The organism is Bradyrhizobium sp. JYMT SZCCT0428, from assembly GCF_018131075.1.
GTDB lineage: Bacteria > Pseudomonadota > Alphaproteobacteria > Rhizobiales > Xanthobacteraceae > Bradyrhizobium.
In genome coordinates this window covers 1-4,970 of record NZ_JAFCLS010000130.1, presented here as the reverse complement: position 1 = coordinate 4,970, position 4,970 = coordinate 1, and the positions used below count along the sequence as shown (strand labels likewise).

Sequence of the window (4,970 nt, the reverse complement as noted above, 5' to 3'; positions counted from 1 at the left end):
GACGATCAGGTTGATAGCGCGTCGCAGTTTTTGAAGTGGGCGTCCACGCAAGCATTATATGACGATATCGACCTTGGTAATATGATCTCGGTTGGTGGCCGCGACGCCTACTACCCTTATGGTCCACCTCGCAATTGGTGACCCGCAAAATTGAATCTATCAAAGAAGTCAGGACCAACTTCGACGAAGGTCGCTGCAATATCGGTGTTCCTAGGCATCCGGACCCAGACCGGAGTCATCCGTCACGATAGTTCCACATTCAACTAGCGACGTTATTGCGTCCGTGCCGTATTTGCATCGCGCTACCCTACAGCTCCCCCGATCTGGCCTATCAATACGCTGAAAGGTCCGTGCTATTTCAAATTGGAGCCAAACCCTGCGCAGGTTGGGCTCCAACGGACGCCGTTATGGCCCCAAGGCCATCACTCCCGGGCAAGTCGGTAGTGCGGGCTGTTTTCCTCCTCACGGAATGTCAGTTGTTGGGGCTAGAGCGCACGTCAACCGCGCGTCCGAGAAGGTCCGACTCCCGAACGGACATGGCAGGCGGCCAGACAGGGGATAACGAGGCCCAGACGGTTCAATGTTTTCCAGCCAAATGTAGTAAAGCCGTTCAGCCAGTTTTGAGGTTTTCGCGGCAGACTACAATAATGATCGAGCGCCGAACAATGCCGCGACACAACGTGAACCGGAACGCGACCATTGCGTTTGACGGCGTCGAAGTCAGTTGTACGATCCGAAATATTTCTTCGATTGGCGCGGCTTTGGATGTTTCAAGCGCCGTTTCAGTTCCGCACGAGATTACGTTGCTGATGGCTAATGGTCATCTTAGCCAACACTGCTACGTTGTTTGGCGCAAGCCAAGGTGTTTGGGCGTAACGTTCGACCGGTTAAACGAGCCAGACGTCGCGTAGCCGAACATCGGCTCAACCGGTCAACCCCAATCGAGACTACCCGCCGGCTTGGCCAACGGCCTGCCGGGCCAGGCCCCTAGCGATGTCCGTTCGTAGGGGCGGACCGGAAGGCGGGCTGAGCCTTAATCTGACGCGAGTGACCCACTACGGGCATTCACCGGCCATTTGGCATCAAGTTTGCGTCAGGAGTACGTATATACTGACTGTCCAAAGATTGAGAGGGAGGCTCAATATGCTGCGGAGAGAATTCATCGCAGGAGCGGCCACCATTGCATTATCGGCCCGGCCATTTCGGGCCGATGCGCAACAGTCGGCGACGCACCGCACACCATCGGCGTCCTTAGTCTAAAGCACCCCGGAGCGGGATCCGAACACGCAAGCGCTTCTGGAAGGCTTTCGCCAGCTTGGGTATGTCGATGGCGAGAACGTCACCATCGAATACCGGTATGCTCAGGGTCGGCCGGAGCGCCTTCCCGAACTCGCCACAGGTCTGGTTCAGAGCCAACCAGATGTGATCTTTGCCCTCGGCGGCGATGTTACGCCACATGCTGCGAAGGCGACTCAGGCGATCCCGATTATCTACGCCATAAGCGCTGATCCTGTTCAGCTCGGCATTGCCAAGAGCTTGGCGAAGCCCGGCGGCAACTCGACCGGCGTTACGTTTTTGTCGGATCAACTTGCGGCCAAGCGGCTCGAAACATTCAAGGAGGCGGCCCCCCCGCATAGCACGGGTTGCGCTCCTTCGCGATGCCAGCCATGTCGACAACGAATTGCCGATCGCCCAGCGCGCAACAAAAGCTTTGAATCTCGAGTTGCTGCCGGTCGGAATACACGATCCTGTTGAACTCGACCGGACGCTTGAAACGGCGAAGGAGTCCGGCGTCGATAGCCTCTACGTCGTATCGTCGCGGCATACTCTGGCCAATGCGCAGCGCATCGTAGAGTTTGCCAATCGGCAGCGCCTGCCGCTGGTGGCTGGATGGGTGCATGGGTCCAGGCAGGCGGCTTGATCTCGTATGGACCCAATGTCGCGGAGATGATCCGAAAGGCGTCGCGCCAACTCGACGCGGTGCTCAAAGGCGCCAATCCCGGCGATCTTCCAGTGCAGCAACCGACACGGTTTGAGCTGTTCGTCAATTTGAAGACTGCCAAGGCGTTAGGCCTCGACATTCCGGAGGCATTTCTCCTCCGCGCCGACAAGCTGATTGAACAGGATCAGTGGGTCGCCTATTGGCACGAAACGAGCCACGAGGACTGTTCGGTTTCCGCGCTACACAGCCCAGCAATCCCCGACGCTCACAAAAAAAACCGATCCGGCCGACCTCGGCTGGCGGCCTATTTGTCTATCGATGCGACCCGATGTCGCCCAATGGCTATTAGACGCAGCGGGTACGTTAGCACTCGCCCCATGGCGAAGGACCTTCATGTTGCCGTTGCGCAGCTAAGTTCGGCTCTATCAAATTACCCCTCGGAGCCGTAGGATACCGTCTTTAGAGCTTGGAGGACGGACATGAAGCGCCGGGATTTTCTCCTTCTCATCACAGCCGTTACGATACCGCCGCAGATGGTGCGTGCCCAAAGCAGTGTGAATCGCGTCCCCCGAATTGGCATGCTGTGGCATGCCGCCAACGAGGAAGAGGAAGCCGTCTATCTCGGAGCCGCACGACGGGGGCTAAATGATTTCGGTTACGTCGAAGGCAAGAACATTATCTTGGAGAATCGCTATCCAGCGGAAAACCCGGATCGCTTCCAAAGTCTCGCCGCTGAATTAGTTGCGCTCAAGGTCGACATCCTTGTTGCGATCACTCGCCCGGCGGCGTTGGCGGCGCAGCGGGCCACTACAACTATCCCCATCATTTTTGTTGCCATCCCCGACCCAGTCGGAAGCAAGCTCGTCGCCAGCCTCGCGCGACCAGGAGGAAACCTCACAGGCTTGTCGAACTTCGCGCTCGACTTGACTGCAAAGCGCGTGGAACATCTCAAGGAAATTGTCCCGAGCGTGTCCAAGGTGGCCTTGCTCGTAAATCCAAACGACAAGGACGGTGCGCGACGCTATATCGAAGAGGCCCAGGCCGCTGCCGACAGGCTTCAAGTGGCGTTAAGTGCGTTCGAAGTGCGCGGTCCGGGAGACCTTGAGTCTGCCTTTTCAAAGATGCAGGAGAGCAAGATCAACGGCGTCGTCGTCACTCAAGACGGTCTTTTCTTCGCCGCGCGCCAAGAAGTCGCATCTTTGGCTTTGGCCCACCGATTGCCGCTCGCTGTATATTCGCGGGAGACCGTGGAGGCTGGCGCTCTCGCATCATATGGCCCTAGCAACCTGAGTATATTCCGTCGCTCAGGCTACTACATCGACAAAATTCTGAAGGGCGCGAAACCTGCCGATCTTCCGGTCGAGCAACCAACCAAGTTCGAGTTCATCGTCAACCTGAAAACAGCCAAGGCGCTCGATCTTGATGTGCCGTTGCATGTCCAGCAACGCGCTGACGAAGTGATCCAATAAGAGCGCCGTTTTGCAACAGAAGCGCACCGGGAGGAAATCGTGCTTCGTCACCTCACAATTAGTGCAATAGCTGTGGCCGCAATCGCATCGACAGCGACATACGCTCAGAACGCCAATTTCGGCACGCCTGCCGAGGCGAAAGCCATGCTTGAGAAGGTCGTCATCTCCATGAAGGCCGACCCGGCAAGAACCGTCAGCCAAATCAATAAGGGGGAAGGAGGCTTTCGCGACCGTGATCTTTACCCAACTTGCGCAGGCCGTGACGGCAAGAACATTGCCCATCCCGATCCAGCGCGTATTGGCCTCGTGCAGAGAAATATTAAGGACGTCACTGGCAAGCCCTACGGGGCGGAATTTGCCTCTGCCGTCGAAGGTAAGATCACGGAGGTCACATATATGTTCCCGCGCCCAGGCGAAGACAAGCGGCCGGTTGAGAAAGTCGGCCTCGCTACGAGGGTGGCTGGCTACACATGCGTGGTCGGATATTACAAGTAGATTGTAGTTGGCGACGCCCTACGACTCGCGGGACCAAGATGCACTTTTCGGAAGTGGCCGATCTGACGAGTGAAGTAAGGTGTTGGGGCAAGAACAGAACTCGGATTTTAGGGGCGCGAGGGCGGCTTTTGACCGCAACGGACATTCATGTGTGCGCTCGCCAGCCTGAGCAACAAGCAGCGTATTGGCCTGAGCGTGGCCGAAGTGCTAAAAATGACATTCAATAAAACACCCAGGAGGAACCGCCCATGGCGTCGATCACCGAAACTGCCAACGATTTCTTTGCCGCTTGCGAGACTGGAAAGGGTTGGGAAGTCTGCAAGACTTACTGTGCTCAAAATGCGACCTTCGCCGCCCAGGCCGAGCCGCTTGTAGGTATTAAAACTCTTGCACAATACGCGGATTGGATGAAGGGGCTAATGACGATCATGCCGGACGGCAGCTACGAGGTGAAATCCTTCGCCACCGATACCGAACGAAACAACGTCGCTGCCTATGCTGTCTTTTCGGGTACTCATACCGGTCCCGGTGGTCCGTGTGAGCCGACCGGCAAAAAGACGACTTCGGACTACGTCTACGTGATGCAATTCACTGACGACAAGATATGGCATTCCGGTATGGCACTAAAGGAACTAGGCTGGGCTTGATCGGCGTGCCACCGACTTTTGTCGCTGCGCCAACGAAGTGATCCAGTGAAGCGGGGCTATATGCGGATCTGCTATTTCCGCGGGGCGATGTGTGCGGAGATGAAGAGACCGGGGCGGGCTCATTCAGTAAGCAAGCGAGTCGGAGTACGAGTCCAAAATTGTATTCCCTCGAATGAACAAAAGAGATGTTGCACCGAGGACACGGCGGTATTTTCGCGCGGGTCGAAGGTTAAAGATTTTACACCGGGCCTTTGAGAAGATGCGAGATGGTCGGCCCGACGTCCGCTTTGGTGCGCATTCCGGACTCAAGTTCGACATCGCGTGAGGACCGCAAAGTGCCGATTTTGTTGCAAAAGTCGGCTGTTTGCGATGGATAGTTCGGCTACGTCGCCAGGGGCGGCCGGCTTTGATCCGCCG

At 56.7% G+C, this 4,970-nt stretch carries 7 protein-coding genes; all 7 read left to right on the top strand.

The features are described from left to right. Positions 1–407 precede the first annotated feature (407 nt). On the top strand, positions 408–911 hold the full coding sequence (locus tag JQ575_RS46335; protein ID WP_312016140.1) for a PilZ domain-containing protein: 504 nt from the start codon (positions 408–410) through the stop codon (positions 909–911). A gap of 385 nt (positions 912–1,296) precedes the next feature. Then, positions 1,297–1,755, top strand: a complete 459-nt coding sequence (locus tag JQ575_RS46840) for an ABC transporter substrate binding protein (protein WP_212039324.1) — start codon at positions 1,297–1,299, stop codon at positions 1,753–1,755. After that, a complete protein-coding gene (locus tag JQ575_RS43745; protein ID WP_212039321.1) occupies positions 1,682–1,921 on the top strand; it encodes a hypothetical protein in 240 nt (79 codons plus the stop codon). Before JQ575_RS46840 ends, JQ575_RS43745 begins: the two co-directional genes overlap by 74 nt. Next, entirely contained in the window at positions 1,891–2,391 is a 501-nt protein-coding gene (locus tag JQ575_RS46835) for an ABC transporter substrate binding protein (RefSeq protein WP_212039320.1), read from the top strand. Before JQ575_RS43745 ends, JQ575_RS46835 begins: the two co-directional genes overlap by 31 nt. Positions 2,392–2,421: 30 nt before the next feature. Then, positions 2,422–3,411: an ABC transporter substrate-binding protein gene (locus JQ575_RS43735; RefSeq protein ID WP_212039319.1), complete on the top strand. Its 990-nt coding sequence runs from the start codon at positions 2,422–2,424 to the stop codon at positions 3,409–3,411. Positions 3,412–3,450: 39 nt separating this feature from the next. Next, positions 3,451–3,906: a cache domain-containing protein gene (locus JQ575_RS43730; RefSeq protein ID WP_312016139.1), complete on the top strand. Its 456-nt coding sequence runs from the start codon at positions 3,451–3,453 to the stop codon at positions 3,904–3,906. A gap of 248 nt (positions 3,907–4,154) precedes the next feature. Further along, positions 4,155–4,553, top strand: a complete 399-nt coding sequence (locus JQ575_RS43725; protein WP_212039318.1) for an ester cyclase — start codon at positions 4,155–4,157, stop codon at positions 4,551–4,553. Positions 4,554–4,970 lie beyond the last annotated feature (417 nt).